The sequence below is a fragment of the Ruegeria sp. YTSA135 genome (assembly GCF_059610165.1).
On the sequence record NZ_JBXWNC010000015.1, the window covers coordinates 12,436 to 30,078 of the forward strand.

The 17,643-nt window shown below is 58.2% G+C and carries 15 protein-coding genes; 13 read left to right on the top strand and 2 right to left on the bottom strand.

The features are described 5' to 3' along the window. Positions 1 to 22: 22 nt before the first annotated feature. Together AC2FIT_RS17360 and pdxR are read right to left on the bottom strand one after the other, a co-directional pair. Complete coding sequence (locus AC2FIT_RS17360; RefSeq protein WP_496831290.1) at positions 23 to 1,945, bottom strand: DUF3604 domain-containing protein; 1,923 nt, start codon at positions 1,943 to 1,945, stop codon at positions 23 to 25. Between the two features lie 132 nt (positions 1,946 to 2,077). After that, a complete protein-coding gene (gene pdxR / locus AC2FIT_RS17365) occupies positions 2,078 to 3,514 on the bottom strand; it encodes a MocR-like pyridoxine biosynthesis transcription factor PdxR (protein ID WP_496831291.1) in 1,437 nt (478 codons plus the stop codon). A gap of 60 nt (positions 3,515 to 3,574) precedes the next feature. On the opposite strand from pdxR, the gene AC2FIT_RS17370 reads away from it, so the two are divergent. The 13 genes from AC2FIT_RS17370 to AC2FIT_RS17430 all read left to right on the top strand — a co-directional run bounded on the left by AC2FIT_RS17370 (position 3,575) and on the right by AC2FIT_RS17430 (position 17,640). Continuing rightward, positions 3,575 to 4,225, top strand: a complete 651-nt coding sequence (locus AC2FIT_RS17370) for a pyridoxamine 5'-phosphate oxidase family protein (protein WP_496831292.1) — start codon at positions 3,575 to 3,577, stop codon at positions 4,223 to 4,225. Positions 4,226 to 4,322: 97 nt separating this feature from the next. After that, positions 4,323 to 5,324: a Gfo/Idh/MocA family protein gene (locus AC2FIT_RS17375; RefSeq protein ID WP_496831293.1), complete on the top strand. Its 1,002-nt coding sequence runs from the start codon at positions 4,323 to 4,325 to the stop codon at positions 5,322 to 5,324. Beyond that, positions 5,324 to 6,895: an acyl CoA:acetate/3-ketoacid CoA transferase gene (locus tag AC2FIT_RS17380; RefSeq protein ID WP_496831294.1), complete on the top strand. Its 1,572-nt coding sequence runs from the start codon at positions 5,324 to 5,326 to the stop codon at positions 6,893 to 6,895. The genes AC2FIT_RS17375 and AC2FIT_RS17380 overlap by 1 nt, the downstream gene beginning before the upstream one ends. Then, positions 6,892 to 7,659, top strand: a complete 768-nt coding sequence (locus tag AC2FIT_RS17385; RefSeq protein ID WP_496831295.1) for an enoyl-CoA hydratase/isomerase family protein — start codon at positions 6,892 to 6,894, stop codon at positions 7,657 to 7,659. Before AC2FIT_RS17380 ends, AC2FIT_RS17385 begins: the two co-directional genes overlap by 4 nt. 4 nt (positions 7,660 to 7,663) lie before the next feature. Next, positions 7,664 to 9,187: an aldehyde dehydrogenase family protein gene (locus AC2FIT_RS17390; protein WP_496831296.1), complete on the top strand. Its 1,524-nt coding sequence runs from the start codon at positions 7,664 to 7,666 to the stop codon at positions 9,185 to 9,187. Between the two features lie 54 nt (positions 9,188 to 9,241). Beyond that, positions 9,242 to 10,492 (top strand): ABC transporter substrate-binding protein, encoded by a 1,251-nt coding sequence (locus AC2FIT_RS17395; RefSeq protein WP_496831297.1) that lies wholly within the window; start codon positions 9,242 to 9,244, stop codon positions 10,490 to 10,492. A 92-nt stretch (positions 10,493 to 10,584) separates the two neighbouring features. Beyond that, positions 10,585 to 11,478: a carbohydrate ABC transporter permease gene (locus AC2FIT_RS17400; protein WP_496831298.1), complete on the top strand. Its 894-nt coding sequence runs from the start codon at positions 10,585 to 10,587 to the stop codon at positions 11,476 to 11,478. Next, entirely contained in the window at positions 11,478 to 12,359 is an 882-nt protein-coding gene (locus AC2FIT_RS17405; protein WP_496831299.1) for a carbohydrate ABC transporter permease, read from the top strand. Before AC2FIT_RS17400 ends, AC2FIT_RS17405 begins: the two co-directional genes overlap by 1 nt. 6 nt (positions 12,360 to 12,365) lie before the next feature. Then, positions 12,366 to 13,478 (top strand): ABC transporter ATP-binding protein, encoded by a 1,113-nt coding sequence (locus tag AC2FIT_RS17410; protein WP_496831300.1) that lies wholly within the window; start codon positions 12,366 to 12,368, stop codon positions 13,476 to 13,478. Then, a complete protein-coding gene (locus tag AC2FIT_RS17415) occupies positions 13,475 to 14,965 on the top strand; it encodes a GMC oxidoreductase (RefSeq protein WP_496831301.1) in 1,491 nt (496 codons plus the stop codon). The genes AC2FIT_RS17410 and AC2FIT_RS17415 overlap by 4 nt, the downstream gene beginning before the upstream one ends. Next, on the top strand, positions 14,962 to 15,720 hold the full coding sequence (locus AC2FIT_RS17420) for a 3-ketoacyl-ACP reductase (protein ID WP_496831302.1): 759 nt from the start codon (positions 14,962 to 14,964) through the stop codon (positions 15,718 to 15,720). The genes AC2FIT_RS17415 and AC2FIT_RS17420 overlap by 4 nt, the downstream gene beginning before the upstream one ends. A gap of 22 nt (positions 15,721 to 15,742) precedes the next feature. Next, positions 15,743 to 17,335 (top strand): GMC family oxidoreductase, encoded by a 1,593-nt coding sequence (locus tag AC2FIT_RS17425; RefSeq protein ID WP_496831303.1) that lies wholly within the window; start codon positions 15,743 to 15,745, stop codon positions 17,333 to 17,335. Next, the gene (locus AC2FIT_RS17430) at positions 17,332 to 17,640 is read left to right on the top strand and encodes a Dabb family protein (protein WP_496831304.1); all 309 of its coding nucleotides are present in this window, start codon (positions 17,332 to 17,334) and stop codon (positions 17,638 to 17,640) included. Before AC2FIT_RS17425 ends, AC2FIT_RS17430 begins: the two co-directional genes overlap by 4 nt. The last annotated feature ends 3 nt before the right edge of the window (positions 17,641 to 17,643 follow it).

The window sequence follows — 17,643 nt, forward strand, 5'->3', positions numbered from 1 at the left end:
GCCGGTGTGAGTCTTGGCTGTTTCATTTGCCGGGCGTGTACCAGATCGGCGAGGAATAGGCCCGTTCCTGATGGATCAGCTGCGCCTCTGCCGGCAGGTCAACGCCAAAGCGCAGCTTGTCATACAGAACCCAGCGAGGTGTCGGAATTTCAAGAACCCGCGCATAGTAAAAGGCGCGCTCATCCGGGTTGAAATCGGGGTCGGTCCAGACAGTGATCAATTCGGATGTGCCGATCGTGTTCGTCCAGCTTGCGGTATCCAAATCCACGGTATTGCCGACCTCGGGCAGGTTGCCATCGGCATCTATGGCGCGATCATCTGACCACGCCACATTAAACACCTTTTCTTGCAGCGTACCGTCAGTATCCAGCCAGCCTTTGACGACCTGAACCCGATCCAGATTGGCCCCGATCGGGTCACGCAACGCACCGATCAGAAAAGTCGGGGCGCCATCGCCTTCGCGCGGGCGCAGATCACTGCCCATGGGCACGCCCTTGGTATAGCCGACTTTGGCAATGAAGCGGGTTTCAAGATCGCTGTCATCAAACTCCCAGCCGCCAAAGAACCGCAGGCCAATGCGGGGACCGGTCGTCGCATAGGTCTCGCGCCGTTTGAACGCATCGAAGATTGCGGCGCGCGTGTTGTCGGTGGCCCAGACGGCGGTATATCCGGAGGCAACCAGCGTGTGGCCTTCGATAACGCCTTTATCGCTTTCGACAAACGGGTGCAGTACCCGCGTGGCCGAAGGTTCGGCGCTGACGGACTTGCCGAAATAGTTCTCTTCTTCCGCGGTGGTGAGGGACGTGTGGCTGTCAGTGGCGCCGCCCATTCCGAACTTATAGGGGTTCACGCCGAACTTCTCTTCCAGCGCCAAGCCCCGTTTCAGAGCTTCGCGGGCATATTCGCCGGCCAGCATGTCATCGGTCTTCAACTCGCTTATGTCGAGGTTGCCGACATCCCAGTTTTCATAATCGGCGAAGGGATCGTCCGGGCTGAGGAAAGGGTGCGCCTCACCATCGCCCTTGATTTGCGTGACCTCGTAATGCGGTTCCCACTTGGCGCGGTTGCTTACGTATTCCTCATCAACCTTCCCGCCGTGATACGTGTCTTCGGTTGGAAACATCCAACCGTTTGACAGGTTGCCGTTATGCGCAAACGCGATGGCACGACCGCCGGTTTCTGACTGATATTCCTCAAGCCAGGCATAGAGCGCCTTCGGGTCGGTATCCCCATACGGGGGTTGTGTCACGGGCGGCACCATCTGTAGCGCCCGGATCGGACCATCGCGCAGCATGACGTTGCGGTGCAGGTTGAACCCTTTCGGGACCGAGGTCCATTCAAACCCTATGAAAGCGGTGAAATTGCCGGGATCATTATGGCGTTCAGCGGCCAGCACAATTTGTTCCCATGTGAAAGCAAACGCATCGGCACCCGGGCTGTAGGATTCCAAGAGAAGCTCTGGCAAGGTCATCTGCGAAAAGTTGGTGATGATATCGAACGCCGCTTTTGCCGCATCGTCGCCACCGGCCGTGTAGCCCTCATACCATTCCAACCCTTTAGGTTCGGCCAGAACTCCGGGCTTGCCTGCCTGCAAGTCAGGGGCAAAGCCCATTAGGTCGGTGTGATCGGTCAGCACCATCCAGTCCAGCGGCCTGGCCAGCCGCACCGGTTGGCCGGTTGATGAAATGACCTGTTCACCCTTTGCGAACCGCCACGCCTCGTCCGGCAGCAGCGTATTGCCAAAAGCCCCGGCATCCAGCGACAGGCCGGTATGCAAATGGGTATCCCCCCACAATGGCCGTTCGGGGAAAGCACGGTTGGCATAGGGCGAATACGGGGTTTCGGTAAACAGGCCCTCGGCGGCTTCTTCGCTGGGCACGGCATCCGTATTTGCATAGGCAGGAACCAACGAAAGCGTGAGAAAACAGACGGTCAACCGAAGCATGTGAAACCCCTTTTGCAGTTTTTGCGTGTTCAACTCAAAAATGCTGTGTGTATAAATCTAAACATAACAATAAAATTGTATTTTGATATGTGGTAAAAAAACTTTGGCGGTCTTTGCACCGCCTGAACAATGTCAGCAGGCCGACCGAAGCACGGAAACAAGCCGGTTTGCAGCGTCCGAAAGTGTCTTTTCCTCAAAGGCCGCATACCCAAGCAGAAGCCCCTGCATTTTGTTTGGCAGGACGCAGTGTTCAGACACTGCGCCGAGCTGCAATCCGTGTTTGTGGGCCAGTTTACAGACGTCCAAATCAGAAACCTGATCTAGCAAACGTTCCCGAAGGCCGATGCACAGATGCATTCCGGAGGAGTCGGCCTTAACATCCAAAAGGTCGGACAACGGGGTAAGTGCATCCAGCAAATGAGTCTGCCGTCGCGCGTATACGCGTCGCATGCGCCGCAGATGCATTGCGAACTCACCACTATTCATAAAGGTTCCGAGTGCAGGTTGCGGGATCAGCGACGCGCGCGGTCCGGTCCGTTCAAGATAGCCCAGGGTTTTTTGCAGCAAGCGTTTTGGCACAACCATATATCCGATCCTAAGCGCCGGGCTGACCAGTTTTGAGAAGCTGCCAAGGTAGATCGTGTTGTTCAGGCCATCCAACCCGGACAGGGAGGGCAAAGGTTGCCCCCGATAGCGGAACTCGCTGTCATAATCGTCTTCGATCACTGTGGCGCCGGTCTGCCTGGCCCAATCCAGCAAGGCAATCCGGCGGGGCAAAGGCAGGCTGACCCCTGTCGGATAATGCCGGGATGGAGTGACGATTGCGGCGTGGGCTTCGTTTGGAAGCCGGTCCACGGCAAACCCCTCTTTGTCGATGCGAACTGGCAGGGCGCGATTTCCGGTATCAGTTAGGGTAGTGTGCAATTTGGGCCAGCACGGGTCTTCGATTGCGACGGTTTTTTCTGTACCAAGCAAGCCGTGGAAAATCACCTCGAAGGCTTCGCGCGCGCCTGAGGTGATTACAACCTGACCCGGATCGCAGTTCAGGTGACGCCACGCGGCAAGGTGATCCGAGATCGCTTCGCGCAGGGGATACCAGCCCTGAGGATCCGGGCGTCCCAAAAGCTCGGGCACGGGCGCGCGCCATGCACGTTCAAGATGGCGGGCCCATTGCCTGCCCGGCAGCAACGACTGATCCGGCAGTCCAGCTTGAAACGGCAGCCATGGCTTAGTTTTGGGGCCGGCCGGGCGGGAGATGGGTTGTGGTTGAGACAAATGGGTGATGTCACTGGCGACATAGGTGCCACTGCCTTGGCGGGTGACCAGATACCCCTCGCTGATCATCTGATCATAAACGGCCTGAACGGTTGTTCTGGAAATCGACAATTCGGACGCGAGTGTGCGGCTGGCCGGCAGTCGCGCACCCACCAAATCCGGAGACGCGGATATGAGGTCGCGCAGCGCTACGCGCAATTGCGTCTGCAATGACGCCTTTAACGACGCATCCAAGGAAATCGCAAACAGGTCACGATTCAAATTGGACTTAGAAAAAGTTTTAAGATTGGACATTTATTAATATCCAATATCCGGGCATGACAGCGGCAGCAAGAACAATCACGAGTTCCGAAGATGACCGAGACACTGTCTGTCACAGACCGAAGCCGCCTGCGCCGCTCGCATGAGCGGGGGCATTTTGACCGCGCGACGATCAACAGTATTCTGGATGCCCAGCCTATGTGCAGCGTGGGATACATCATTGATGGCAAGCCTTTTGTGACGCCAACGCTGCAATGGCGCGAGGGAAATCATGTCTATTGGCATGGCTCCTCGGCCAGCCGCGCCTTGCGCAATTCCCGTGACGCACAGGTTTGTCTGTCGGTTGCTATCCTCGACGGATTTGTCCTGGCCCGTTCCGGCATGCATCATTCGGTCAACTCGCGCTCGGTCACTCTGTTCGGAACCGCAAGCAAGGTCGAAGACCCGGCAGAAAAGCTGGATAAGCTGGGTCGTTTCGTCAACGGCCTTTTTCCGGGGCGCTATGAAGGGTTGCGGCCTGATCACGCGCAGGACCTGAAGGCGACCATGGTGCTTGGCATGGAAATCTCAGAAGGCAGCGCCAAAATGCGTACAGGTGGCCCCGCCGACGAAGAAGAGGATTATGACCTGCCCATCTGGGCCGGTGTCATCCCGGTACATACATCGGTTGGCAAGCCGATCCCTGACCCGCGAAACATCAAGGATGTGCCGATGCCTGACCATGTCCGGTCCTTTCGGTTGTAGGTTAGGGGGCTGAGACAACACTCTTTCAAACTTCCTCTTGCCATTTTTGGAACGTTCCACTAGACATTTGGAACGTTCCAGAATCGGGAGGGGATTAATGCACTGGGCATTTGTTGGGGCAAGCACCATCGCGGCGCAGCATATGCTGAATGCAGTGCGTCGACAGCCCGGCCACAGCGTGACTTGGATTGTCAGCAATTCACCCGACCGGGTTCAAACCTGGGCCGGTGAACACGACATTCCAAATGCCACAACGCAGTTGCAGCAAGCTCTGACCGATCCCTCCGTAGGTGCCGTCTACATCTCTTCGACGAATGAAAAGCACCACGCGCAGGCGATGGCGGCCATTGCGGCTGGCAAGCATGTCTTGTGTGAAAAACCTTTGGGAATGACGCAGGACGAAGCAGTTGAAATGGTGCGTGCCGCGCAGGATGCGGGCGTAACCTTTGGTACCAATCATCATTTGCGCTGCTCTGGCAGTCATCGCGCCGTGCGTGAGTTGATCGCGTCTGGTCGGATCGGCAAGGTGCTGTCGCTGCGTATTCATCATGCGGTGCATCTGCCGGGTAACTTGCAGGGCTGGCGAATCAATTCTGCCGATGCCGGTGGCGGAGTGATTCCGGATATCGTTGTACACGACGCTGATGTCACGCGGTTCCTGCTGCAAGAGGATCCTGAATCGGTGGTCGCTCAGATGACCAGTTCGGGTATGGGGCAGGGGGTTGAAGATTCCTGTATGTCAGTCTGGTCCATGCCCTCGGGCGCGATGGTCATGACCCATGAAAGCTTTACCCATCCCTTTGCCGGATCAGGTCTGGAAGTGCACGGAACCGAAGGGTCGATTTTTGCAAAAGGTGTCATGACGCAGCGCCCGGTTGGCGAAATCACCCTTGTGACAGAGGCCGGGTCAGAAGATGTCCCGTTCTCGGACCACGATCTTTACGTTCAGGGGGTTTCGGAATTTGTCGCTGCTGCGTCGGGACAGGGGCGACCGGCGGCAGATGGGCCGGACGGTGTAAAATCCCTGTCTGTTGCCCTAGGCGTTCGTGAAGCTGCGGCCACGGGTCAACGCGTCAGCATCAACTACGGTGGTTTCTAATGACCAAAGTTGTTTCAGCCGCTGCGGCGGTCTCGCGCATTCCTGACGAAGCCGTTGTGACAGTGTCCTCTTCATCGGCGCTGGGCTGCCCTGATCTGGTCCTGCGCGCGTTGGGTGAGCGGTACAAGGAAGAAGGGCATCCGCGCAACATCACCACTCTGCACCCCATCGCCGCCGGGGACATGTACGGCGTGAAGGGGATGGAGTATCTGGCGCAAGATGGGCTGTTGGCTCGGGTTTTGGCCGGGTCCTACCCCTCGGGGCCGTCCAGCCTTGAGATGCCCGAAATCTGGAAGATGATCGTTGAAGATCGGGTCGCCGCCTATAACGTCCCATCAGGCATCATGTTTGACATGCATCGTGAGGCCGCCGCCCATCGACCGGGCGTGTTGACGCAAGTTGGGCTGGATACTTTTGTCGATCCGGTGCGTGAAGGGTGCGCCATGAATGCCCGTGGGGCGGCGGACCCCATTGTCGCGCGGGCTGAGTTTGCAGGCCAAACCTGGTTGCATTTCCCGAATATCGTCCCGAATGTCTGCATCCTGCGGGCGACCACGGCGGACGAGTTTGGCAACCTGACCTATGAGCATGAAGGTGCCTATCTGGGCGGGTTGGAACAAGCGATCTGCGTGCGCAATCATGGCGGCCTGGTGATCGCGCAAGTTCAACGTGTCACTGCCGAAGGCAGCCTGCGTCCGCATGATGTGCGAGTGCCCGGCCATTTGATCGATCTGGTGGTTGAAGATCCTGATCAGAAACAAACGACTGAGACGCTCTATGACCCGGCGATTTCCGGCCAGATCATGCGCCCGTGGGAAAGCTTCGCGCTGGCCGAACATGGTGTTGAAAAGGTCATCGCCCGCCGGGCCGCGATGGAACTGCGCGCAGGTATGAGCGCTAATCTGGGCTTTGGCATCAGTGCCATGGTCCCGCGTATTCTGCTAGAGGAAGGGCATCCCAACGCCGTCACATGGGCCATCGAACAAGGTGCCGTGGGTGGTGTTCCGCTGACGGGATTTGCCTTTGGCTGTGCCTCGAACGCGCATGCCTATGTGCCGTCACCCCAGCAATTCATCTATTTTCAAGGAGGCGGGTTCGACATGTCGTTCCTTTCATTCCTCGAAGTGGATGTCGAAGGCAATGTGAACGTCTCGAAGCTTGGCAAGAAGCCCTATCTGACGGCAGGTTGCGGCGGCTTTGTCGATATCACCGCGCGGGCTAAAAAGATCGTTTTTTCTGGCTGGTTCGAAGCTGGGGCCAAGATTGAGCTGACGGATGACGGGATTCGCGTCAACGCCCCCGGAAAATTCACCAAGATGGTGGATCAGGTTGAGCATGTTACCTTCTCGGGACGTCGTGCGCGTGAAACTGGGCAGGATGTGGTCTACGTGACCGAACGCTGCGTGATCCGGCTGATGGACGAAGGTCTGGTCGCCACTGAGATCATGCCCGGCATCGACGCACAACGCGATATCGTGGCCGCGTCAGGCGAGCGCGTCAAAATTGCCGAGAATGCAAGCCTGATCTCAAAATCATTGTTCAGCGCCGGGCCAATGGGGCTGCAGCTATGACCGGGATCGGCTTTCATATCGAGGGTGCGGTGGCGGTTCTGACCTTGGAAAATGAGGCCAAGCTGAACGCTCTGACCACCGACATGCTCGACGCGCTGGAGGCAAGAGTGCACGAGGTCGAGCGCAGACCGGAAATCCGCGCGATAATCCTGACCGGGGCAGGGGAAAAGGCCTTCTGCTGCGGGGCAGATATCGGCGCGTGGGGTGATCTTAGCCCTGCCGAATTCGCTCGCCATTGGGTGCGTGATGGGCATCGCATTTTCGACCGGTTGGCTCGTTCGGGCAAACCCACCATTGCTGCCATGAACGGTCACGCTTTTGGTGGAGGGCTGGAATTGGCCAGCTGCTGCGATTTGCGTTTGATGGCCCCGCGCGCGACGCTTGCCTTGCCCGAAGCGCGAATTGGCATTGTGCCGGGGTGGTCGGGCACGCAGCGTCTGACCCGGCTGATCGCGGAAGGCGCGGTGAAAGAGATGGCCTTGTTCGGCCGCCGCATCGGTGCGGAGCGGGCTGTTGCACTGGGTTACGCTGCTGAGGTCGCCGACGACGTTCTAGCCCGTGCGCTTGAGATCGCTGCCGAATTGCAGTCCCTGTCCCCACGCGCGACCGAGATATCCAAGAACATGATCCATGCAGCCGTGGGTGAAGATGCCCACGCGATTGTCGAGGCACTGGGCAGTGCGGCGGCAGCGGCCTCAGCGGATCGGGATGAAGGCGTTGCAGCCTTCATGGAAAAACGAAACCCTCAGTTCTCGGGCCTTTGACCACATGAATGACATGACCGTAAACCCCGCGATTCCGTTTGACCTGCCCGCACTGTTCGAAGGTCGGCACCTGATCAATGGCGTATGGGTGGATAGCGCTTCGGGAAAGACATTCGAACGTCGCTCGCCCTCTCACGGGCACATCGTCAGCCGCTCTGCTCTGGGGCAAGAGGCCGAGGCCGAAGCCGCGATTGCCGCCGCCCGAACCGCATTCGACAGCGGTGTCTGGAGCCGTGCATCAGGCAAGGAGCGCGCGACCGTGTTGCTGAAAGTCGCGGACTTGATCGAGCGGAATGTCGATCGCATCGCCCTAATCGAAACACTGGAAAGCGGCAAGCCGATCAGCCAGTCCAAGGGTGAGGTGGGCGGTGCTGCGGATTTGTGGCGTTATGCGGCCTCGCTTGCGCGCAGCACACTTGGCGACAGCCATAATACACTGGGCGCGGATATGATGGGCGTTGTGCTGAAAGAACCCATCGGTGTGGTTTCGATCATCACGCCGTGGAATTTCCCGTTCTGGATTCTCAGCCAGAAACTGCCTTTTGCCTTGGCTGCGGGCTGTACGGTGGTCGTCAAACCGTCGGAAATGACGCCCTCGACCACGCTGATGTTGGGTGAGCTGCTGGTCGAGGCGGGCCTGACCGCAGGTGTTTGCAACATCGTGCTGGGTTACGGCGTTCCGGTGGGTGCCGTGATGTCCAGCCACAAGGCCGTGGATATGGTCAGCTTCACGGGGTCGACGGCCGTGGGAAAAACGATAAGCGCGGCTGCATCAGGCACACTGAAGAAAGTCGCGCTGGAGCTTGGCGGCAAGAACCCGCAGGTGATCTTTCCGGACGCCGATCTGGATGCGGCGGCGGATGCGGTTGTGTTTGGCGTCTATTTCAATGTGGGCCAGTGCTGTAATTCCAGCAGCCGGATCATCGTGCATGAGGATATTGCCCAAGAGTTTTGCGACCGTGTTATCGCCCTGTCCCGCAAAGTAAAATTTGGTGATCCGCTGGACCCGTCCACGCAGGTGGGCGCCATCGTCACAGCCGAGCACAACGCTAAGATTGATACCTATGTTAGACAGGCCCGGGCCTCGGGCGCGACCGTTGCGCTGGGCGGAGATCGGTTGACGGTTGAGGGGTTGGGCGATCAGTTCTACCAACCTACCGTGATCACTGATGTTGATCCGGACATGCCCATTGCAAGGGCCGAGGTATTTGGCCCGGTTTTGTCGGTCATGACGTTCAAAACACTGGACGAGGCTGTCGCCCTGACCAATGATAGCGACTACGGTTTGTCGGCGGGTGTCTGGAGTACGAATGTCCACACGTGCCTTGAATTTGCACGTCGCGCAGAAACGGGAACAGTCTGGACCAACACTTGGATGGACGGTTTCCCAGAAGTGGCCTTTGGAGGGTTCAAACAATCCGGACAGGGGAGGGAAATCGGGCGCTACGGGTTCGAGGAGTTTTTGGAAGTGAAATCGGTGGTCATGCGTATCGGGAACACCCGTTCCACATGGGTGCCTGAGGACTGACAAAAACGCCGACAGAGGAAAAACAAGAAAATCGCATTTAGGGAGGAAATTAAAATGCGCAATCTGCTGAAAACAAAATCGGTTATTGTGGCCGGGCTGCTCTGTACATCCAGCCTCGTACACGCGGAAGAGGTCGAGGTTCTGCACTGGTGGACCTCGGGCGGCGAGGCCGCAGCACTGAACGTTCTGAAAGATGACCTGTCCGGCCAAGGCATCGGTTGGACAGACATGCCGGTGGCCGGTGGCGGTGGTGAGCAGGCAATGACCGTTCTGCGCGCGCGCGTTACTGCGGGCAACGCGCCGACTGCCGTGCAGGCTCTTGGTTTCGACATTCAGGACTGGGCCGCGCAGGGTGCGTTGGCTGACTTGAACGATGTTGCTGCCCAAGAAGGCTGGGACGAGGTTGTTCCGGATGCGCTGAAGGCTTTTGCCAAGCATGATGGGAAGTGGGTCTCCGCACCCGTTAACGTGCATTCGACCAACTGGGTCTGGGCCAACAAGGCGGTGCTGGACGCAAACGGAATTGCCCCGCCAACCTCGTGGGATGAGTTTGTCGCCGCTGTCGAGACGTTGAAAGGTGCCGGAGTTACTCCGATCGCGCATGGCGGTCAGGCCTGGCAGGATGCCACGATATTTGACGCGGTGGTTATGTCCACGTTGGGGCCCGACGGCTACAAGGCCGCGTTCATTGATCTGGACGAAGAAGTTCTGGGCGGCGAGGCCATGAAAGAAGCCTTCGACCGCATGGCCTTTATCCGCGACAATGTTGACGAGAATTTCTCGGGCCGTGACTGGAACCTTGCCACCGCGATGGTGATCAATGGCGAGGCCGGTTTCCAGATGATGGGCGATTGGGCAAAAGGTGAGTTCCTGAACGCGGGCAAGGTTCCGGGTCAGGACTTCCTGTGCTTCCGTTTCCCGGGTACGGCGGAACAGGTGACGTTCAATGCCGACCAGTTCATGATGTTCGATCAGGGCGGTTCGGTGTCCGAAGAACAGGCGGCGTTGGCCAGTGCGATCCTGTCGCCCTCGTTCCAGTCTGCGTTCAACGTGGTCAAGGGCTCGGTCCCGGCACGCACCGACGTCAGCGACGCTGACTTCGACGATTGCGGCAAGCAAGGCATGAAAGATCTGGCGGCGGCTGCGGCTTCGGGCAACCTGTTCGGGTCCATGGCCCACGGCCACGCGGCGCCAGCCTCGGTCAAGAACGCGGTCTATGACGTCGTCACGGCGCATTTCAACGGCGAATATGACAGCGAAACTGCCGTGACCGAACTGGTCGACGCGGTTTCCATCGCCAAGTGACCAGGTGATCCTCCCGATGGGGCGGCTTTTGGGCCGCCCTGTCACAAGAGGGCGCTCAACGCCTTACAACACTACTTGCAGGAGGGCGCGCCATGGCTGTTTCAGCCGACGCGGATTTCAAGACTCGCCTTCAGAACTGGATTCCCAAACTGGTCTTGTCCCCATCCATCGCGATGATGACGGTGTTCGTTTACGGGTTTATTCTTTTCTCGGTCTACCTTTCCTTCACCGACAGCCGCATTTTGCCAACATTTGGATGGGTCGGTTGGGAAAACTATGACAAGCTGTGGCGGCTCAGTCATTGGGAAACCTCTCTGATCAATATGGGCATCTTCGCAAGCCTTTACATAGTGATCTGCACGTGTATCGGGCTTGGGTTGGCGATCTTTCTTGATCAGAAAATCCGTGGTGAGGGGCTGCTGCGCCCGATCTACCTGTACCCTATGGCGCTAAGTTTCATTGTGACCGGCACTGCGTGGAAATGGTTTCTTGATCCGGGCATCGGGTTGGAAAACGTGATGCAAACCTGGGGTTGGGAAAGCTTTGAGTTCGACTGGATCAAAGACCGCAATTTCGCGATTTACACGGTCGTTCTGGCGGCGGTCTGGCAAACCAGCGGGTTTGTCATGGCCATGTTCCTTGCGGGTCTGCGCGGGATCGACAACGAAATTCTGCGCGCGGCGCAGATGGATGGTGCGTCTAACTGGAACCTCTATCGTCGCATCATCATTCCTCAATTGCGCCCAGCCTTCCTGTCGGCCTTTGTGATCCTGAGCCACCTTGCGATCAAGACCTTTGACCTTGTGATCGCGCTGACCGGCGGTGGGCCGGGCCGTGCAACCGAATTGCCTGCGACCTTCATGTACTCCTACACGTTCACACGGAACCAGATGGGGATTGGTGCCGCCTCGGCCACGATCATGCTGATGACCATCGCGGCGATCATGATCCCCTATCTCTACGGCGAACTGCGGGAGAAACGCTGATGTCCCAAGCAACTCAGGATACCGCAATCCGCACCGGCCGTGTCACGCGGACGCTGATCTATCTGGTGCTGCTGCTGTTTGGTCTGTTCTACCTGCTGCCGCTTTACGTGATGCTGGTGAACTCGGTGAAACCGCTGGAAGAGATCACCGGCGGCGGCATGATGAACCTGCCACAGGTCTTTACGTTAGAGCCGTGGTTCCAAGCATGGTCTTCGGCCCAGATTGGTGTCGATCCGACGGGTCTGAAGCCCTATTTCTGGAACTCGATCAAGATGGTGGTTCCGGCGGTGATCGTCTCGACCATCCTTGGTGCGCTGAACGGTTACGTGCTGACCAAATGGCGTTTCAAGTACGACACCATCCTGTTCGGGCTTATGCTGTTTGCCTGTTTCATCCCGTTTCAGATCGTCCTGATCCCGATGGCGCGGATGCTGGGCATCATCGGTCTGGCAGGCACAACCTGGGGTCTGGCGCTTGTTCACGTGGTCTATGGGATTGGCTTCACCACGCTGTACTTCCGCAACTACTACGCCGTGTTCCCGACCGAGCTGATCCGGGCGGCGCAGATTGATGGGGCCGGGTTCTTCCAGATTTTCTGGCGTATCCTGCTGCCCAGTTCAGGGCCAATAGCCGTAGTTTCGATCATCTGGCAGTTCACCAACATCTGGAATGACTTCCTGTTTGGTGCGTCCTTTGCCGATGCAAACAGCCAGCCAATGACGGTGGCGCTGAACAACCTGGTGCAATCATCCACCGGGGTTAAGGAATACAACGTTCACTTCGCAGGCGCCATTTTGGCCGCCATGCCAACTCTGCTCGTCTATATCGTGGCCGGACGGTACTTTGTCCGCGGCCTGATGGCGGGTTCCGTGAAAGGATAAGACCTGATGGGTTTTCTGGACATAGACAACGCGACCAAATCCTACGGGGCTGTCGAAGTTTTGCACAACGTCGATATATCAGTGCAAGAAGGCGAATTCCTTGTGCTTGTTGGCCCGTCGGGCTGTGGCAAGTCCACCTTGCTGAACATGATCGCAGGTCTTGAGGAGATCACCAGTGGGGAAATCCGCATCAAGGATCAGGTGATGAACGGGGTACACCCATCCAAACGCAACATCGCGATGGTGTTCCAAAGCTACGCGCTCTACCCCAATATGACCGTGGGGCAGAACATCACCTTCGGGCTTGAGATGCACGGTGTGCCAAAGCCCAAGCGTGAAAAGGCCATGCATGAGGTCGCCAGCCTGTTGCAGATCGAACAACTGCTGGATCGCAAACCCGGGCAGTTGTCGGGCGGTCAACGTCAGCGGGTTGCAATGGGTCGCGCGTTGGTACGAAACCCGGACGTTTTCCTGTTCGATGAACCGCTCTCGAACCTCGATGCCAAGCTGCGCGTTGACATGCGGACCGAGATCAAGAAGCTGCATCAAAACCTCGGCACCACCATCGTTTACGTCACCCACGACCAGATTGAGGCCATGACCCTGTCCAGCCGCATCGCGGTCATGAATGGCGGCTACGTACAGCAGCTTGGTACGCCGCAGGAAATCTACGATACGCCGGCGAATATCTTCGTGGCGACGTTCATGGGATCACCCGCGATGAACGTGGTGCCCGCAAAGGTCGTGGTGCTGAATGGCCGACCTCATGCTGAGGTCGCCTTGCATGACGGGTCGATGGCGCAGCTTCCCTTTAGTCAGGACAACCTGTCAGCGTGGGATGGGCGGGACATCCTGCTGGGTATCCGTCCTGAAACTATCACAGATATGGATGGCGCGGATCGCAAGTCTTCCAACATCGCACAGATGACCAACCGTATCGTGGTGACCGAACCTGCCGGCTCGGACACGTTTGTCTCAATGACTTTGGGGGGGCAGGATGTGATTGCCCGAATGCGTTCGGACGCCGAGGTGGCTCCTGGGCAGGATTTTACCTTCGCGGTGAACATGGAAAAGGCCGTGGCCTTTGACCCTGAAAACGAGATGCGGATCACTCCGTGACACAGGCCGACGTCATAATCATCGGCTCTGGCATCGGCGGGGCGACACTGGCCGCGGCTCTGGCGCCGTCCGGGCGCCGTATTCTGATCGTTGAGCGAGGGGAGCGCCTAGCCCCCTCGCCACAGGATCGGGATCCTAAGGCGATCTTTGGCGATGGGTATTTTCGGCCAGACGAAACGTGGCTGGACGGAGAAGGGCAGCCTTTTAACCCCGGCAACTATTATTGTGTGGGCGGGAACTCCAAATTCTACGGTGCGGCACTGATCCGGTATCGACGTGAGGATTTTCAGCCGCGCACGCATATGGGCGGCAGTTCCCCCGGCTGGCCGATCTCTTATGAGGAACTAGAGCGCGACTATACCGCGGCCGAGCAGCTTTATGATGTGCATGGCGTCGTGAGTGAGGACCCGACCGAGCCGCCCCATAGCGCGAACTATCCGCACCCGCCCGTGGCGGATGAGCCGGACATCGCGGATTTGCGAACGCGGCTCAGCCGCGCAGGTCTTACGCCGTCTTCGGTGCCGCTTGGGGTGGATATCGACAAATGGCTGGCAGCAGGTCAAACGACCTGGGATGCGTTTCCCAACACCTGCGGTGGCAAGATGGATGCGGAAACCGCTGCCTTGGCAAAAGCGCTTGCGCACAAAAATGTCTCGATTTTAACGGGGGCGACGGTACGGGAATTGATCGCGGATGCAACTGGCAAGATCGCGGAGATCAAGGTCGACGGGCACGGTACGTTGAAGGCACCGCTGGTAGTGCTCGCTGCTGGTGCTGTTCAATCGGCGGCCCTGCTGCTGCAATCTGCGAATGACGCCTATCCAAAAGGGCTGGCGAACCGGTCCGATCAGGTTGGGCGCAACTTCATGAACCACAACAGCTCGGCCGTGCTGGCCCTGCATCCGTTGCGCCGCAATCGGTCGATCTATCAGAAGACGCTGATGTTCAACGATTATTACAACAGCGACGGCAACAGCGGGCCGCCACTGGGCAATGTTCAGATGCTGGGCAAGATAACAGGCCCGATCCTTGCCTCTCAGACCGGGTTGCCCGGCCCTATCGCGGCGCTGATTGCAGGCCGCAGCTATGATTTCTACGCTATGTCAGAGGACCTTCCGAACCCCGATAGCCGTGTGACTGTCGAAGGTAACCAGATTCGGCTGGATTGGAAGCGTTCGAACTGGGCGGCGCATGAAGCTCTGGTGGAGCGGCTGAAAACGCACCTGCGCCGATCGGGTTTTCCGATTGTCCTGTCGCGGGCATTTGATCGCCGAACGCCGTCCCACCAATGCGGGACGGCACGGATGGGAAGCAACCCTGACAGCAGTGTCGTTGATCCCTTCTGCCGCAGTCACGATTTACGAAATTTGTTCATCGTTGACGCATCGGTCCTGCCGACCTCGGCTGCGGTGAACCCGGCCCTGACCATCGCGGCGCTGGCCCTGCGCGCGGGTCGCCATATCATTGAGACGGAGTTTGCAGCATGACCGGGATTGCGTTGGTCACAGGGGGGCAGCAGGGCATCGGCCTTGGCATTTCGCGCGCGTTGATTGCCGGGGGATACAAGGTGGCGCTGGCGTCGCGCTCGGCCCCTGACAAACCAGCAGTGCAAGAGGCTTTGGCCGAGCTTGGACAAAACGCGATCTATGTGCAGCACGACGTATCGCATATTGACCACGTACCCGCCCTGCTGGATCAGGTGGAGGCTGATTTGGGTCCGATCACCGCCCTGGTCAACAATGCCGGCGTGGGTGCTCCGGTACGCGGTGACATGCTGGAGCTGAAACCTGAAAACTGGGATTTCGTCCAGAACATCAACCTGCGCGGAGCCTTCTTTCTGGCGCAGGACGTTGCGCGGCGCATGCTGGCGCAACCTCAGGACATTTACCGCTCGATCACCTTCGTCACCTCGGTCAGCGCCACGATGGTGTCTATTGAGCGGGCTGAATACTGCGTGTCAAAGGCTGCTGCTGCAATGATGGCGCAACTCTTTGCCGTGCGCATGGCCCCGCACGGAATAGGCGTGTTCGAACTGCGCCCCGGCATCATCGCAACCGAGATGACGGCAGGTGTGCGGGATAAATACACCGACCGGATTGAGGGTGGCCTTGTGCCCGCCGCACGGTGGGGTGAGCCACAAGATATCGGATCGGTTATTGTGCCCATTGTCGAAGGCCAGATGCAGTTCGCCACTGGTGCTGCAATCCCTGTGGATGGTGGCCTGTCGATCGCGCGTCTCTGAGAAACTCTGAGGACAAATCAAGATGTCTGACGGATATGATTTCATCGTGATCGGTGGCGGCTCGGCCGGGTCGGCCATCGCCTCGCGCCTGTCCGAGGAACCCTCGGCCAGGGTGCTGCTGTTAGAGGCTGGCACAAATGACCGGCATCCGTTTTTTCACCTACCCGCCGGGTTTGCCAAGATGACCAAAGGCATTGGCAGCTGGGGCTGGTCGACAGTGCCGCAGAGGCACATGCAGGATAAGGTTTTCAACTATACGCAGGCCAAAGTGATCGGAGGCGGGTCTGCCATCAACGCGCAGATTTATACTCGCGGTGCAGCGCAGGACTATGACGACTGGCGCCAGATGGGGTGTGAAGGTTGGGGCTTTGAAGATGTGCTGCCCTATTTCAGGAAGTCCGAGGACAACGACACCTACGACAATGAGTTCCATGGCAAAGGTGGTCCACTGGGCGTGTCGATGCCTGCCGCGCCTTTGCCGATTTGTGATGCCTACATCAAGGCTGCCGGGCAGGTTGGTATCCCTGAAACCCGCGACGTGAATGGGGCGAAACAGGATGGGGCAGGGTATTATCAGCTGACCCAACGCAACGCGCGCCGGTCCTCGGCAGCGATGGCGTTTCTGGCGCCGAACCGGGGCCGGACGAACCTGACCGTCCGTACAGGCGCGCAGGTTCGGCGCATCATGATCGACCGCGGTCGGGCGACCGGGGTAGAAATGATGGATGGTGAGAAACTCACCGCAGCGCAGGAGGTTATCCTGTCTTCGGGTGCAATCGGCTCTCCACGCCTATTGCAACTGTCCGGGATTGGTCCGGCAGATCATCTGGAAAGTCTGGGGATCAGACCTGTTTACGATCAGCCGAATGTGGGGGAAAACCTGCAGGATCACCTTGATCTCTACGCGATTAGCGAGGTGACGGGACCGCATACCTATGACCGGTTCGCCAAGTTGCATCTTTCGGCATTCGCCGGGCTGCAATACCTGCTCACGCGCAAGGGGCCGGTGGCGTCGAGCCTGTTTGAAACAGGTGGGTTTTGGTACGCCGATCCTGACGCGCGTTCGCCCGATATTCAGATGCATCTGGGGCTGGGTACCGGGATCGAAGCCGGAGTTGAGGCGATGCCCAATGGCGGCGTGACCCTGAACGCATGCTTCCTGCGCCCCCGGTCTAGGGGTTCGGTTCGGCTACAGAGCTCTGACCCGGCGGCGATGCCGTTGATCGACCCGAACTATCTGGCCGATCCCTATGACCGAGAGATGTCGATCCGGGGTCTGAAACTTGTGCAAAACATCCTCGCGCAGGATGCGCTGAAACCGTACATTTTGGCGGAACGTCTGCCGGGGCCGGATGTGCGGACCGATCAGGATTATTTCGACTTCATCTGTGTGCATTCCAAAACTTCGCACCATTGCGCAGGCACGTGCCGCATGGGCAGCGACCAAGAGGCCGTGCTTGACCCACGTCTTCGGTTCAACGGGATTGAGGGGCTGCGTGTCGCGGATGCCTCGATCATGCCCAGTGTCAATTCATCTAATACCAACGCTCCGACCATCATGATTGCAGAGAAAGCTGCGGACATGATCAAACAAGATCAGGGATTTACACAATGATCCGCCATATCGTGCTGACCAAGTTTCGCCCCGACGTGACCGAGGAAACGGTTGCGGCCATCTACGCCGGCCTTGCTGATGTGGCAGAAACACTGCCCGGGGCCAATGGGTTCACTGGCGGCCGAAGTCAAAGCCCTGAACAGATTGAGCGCGGCTATATGCATGGCTTCGTGATCGACTTTAATGATTGGGCGGCGCTGGAAACCTATCAAAACAACGAAACCCACAAGGCGCTGGGCGCGCAGTTGGTCAAGAACGCGATAGGCGGGATCGACGGCATACTGGTTCTGGATCTGGAGGTCTGAGGC